The organism is Mesorhizobium sp. M7A.F.Ca.AU.002.02.1.1, assembly GCF_003998535.1.
Classification (GTDB): domain Bacteria; phylum Pseudomonadota; class Alphaproteobacteria; order Rhizobiales; family Rhizobiaceae; genus Mesorhizobium; species Mesorhizobium ciceri.
Genome location: NZ_RZPB01001256.1, coordinates 1 through 1056 on the forward strand (window position 1 = coordinate 1; position 1056 = coordinate 1056).

A 1056-nucleotide genomic window follows, 5' to 3' on the forward strand; every position below is an offset into this window, starting at 1 on the left:
GCGCTCGACAAAGGCGCAGCTCGCAGCAAGCGACCTGGGATCGCCTTCTGCCGCGTAGGTGGCCACGATATCGGACAGCTTGGTCTCGGCGAGCGCGGCGCGATAGGCGCGTTCGGCCTTCAGCATCGCGGCGTTGATGCCGCAGGGTTTCACATAGGCCGACGCATCGAGCTTCACCGGACCGCGCTGGCGGATCTCGCCGCAGCGGAAGGCCGGCTCGCGGCCCTCGACGGCCAGCACGATGTCGAGCAGCGTGATGCGCTCGGCTGGCCGCGCCAGCCGATAGCCACCGGCAGGCCCGGGCACCGATTCCAGGACGCGCGCCGCGCTCAGCATGTTGAGATGCTTGAGCAGATAGCTCGGCGAAAGGCCAAAGGCCTCGGCGAGAGCGGCGCCCGGCATGGTGCTATTGCCTTCCACACTGGCCAGCGTGGCGGCGCAATGGATGGCTGCTTCAACACCCTCGCCCAGCTTCATCGAACAGGTTCCTTATTCATGGATACATACTATCGTGGATAATTCATATCTGCAATAGGAAAATGAAAAACGGCGCTCGAAAGCGCCGTTTTTCTCTTGGGGGAGTTCCTACTCCGCAGCCACCTTGGCCATCGGGTTGTTCGGGTGCGTGGTCCAGTTGGCGTAGACCGGCGATACCGGCCTGCCGGTGCGCTGGTCCATCACACCGGCTGCCAGCGGCTCCATGGTAATGCAGTTCTCGACCGGGCAGACATTGACGCAGAGATTGCAGCCGACACACTCGGCCTCGATGACCTCGAAGTGCCTGACGCCGTCGACCATGCTGGTGATCGCCTGGTGCGAAGTGTCCTCGCAGGCGATGTGGCAGCGGCCGCACTTGATGCAGGCATCCTGGTCGATATGCGCCTTGGCGACGTAGTTCAGGTTGAGATACTGCCAATCGGTGACATTGGGCGTGGCGCGGCCGACGATGTCGTCGAGCGAGGCGTGCCCCTTCTCGTCCATCCAGTTTTCCAGGCCCGCGATCATCTCCTGCACGATCTTGAAGCCGTAGGTCATCGCCGCCGTGCAGACCTGCAC

At 63.2% G+C, this 1056-nt stretch carries 2 protein-coding genes; both read right to left on the reverse strand.

Going from position 1 to position 1056, the window contains the following annotated elements; genetic code table 11:
• The coding region (locus EN879_RS36935) for an Rrf2 family transcriptional regulator (protein ID WP_164774893.1) at window positions 1-477 on the reverse strand (477 nt) is incomplete at its 3' end.
• A gap of 108 nt (window positions 478-585) precedes the next feature.
• A partial coding sequence (locus EN879_RS36940) for a 4Fe-4S dicluster-binding protein (RefSeq protein ID WP_127274761.1) occupies window positions 586-1056 on the reverse strand: 471 nt, incomplete at its 5' end.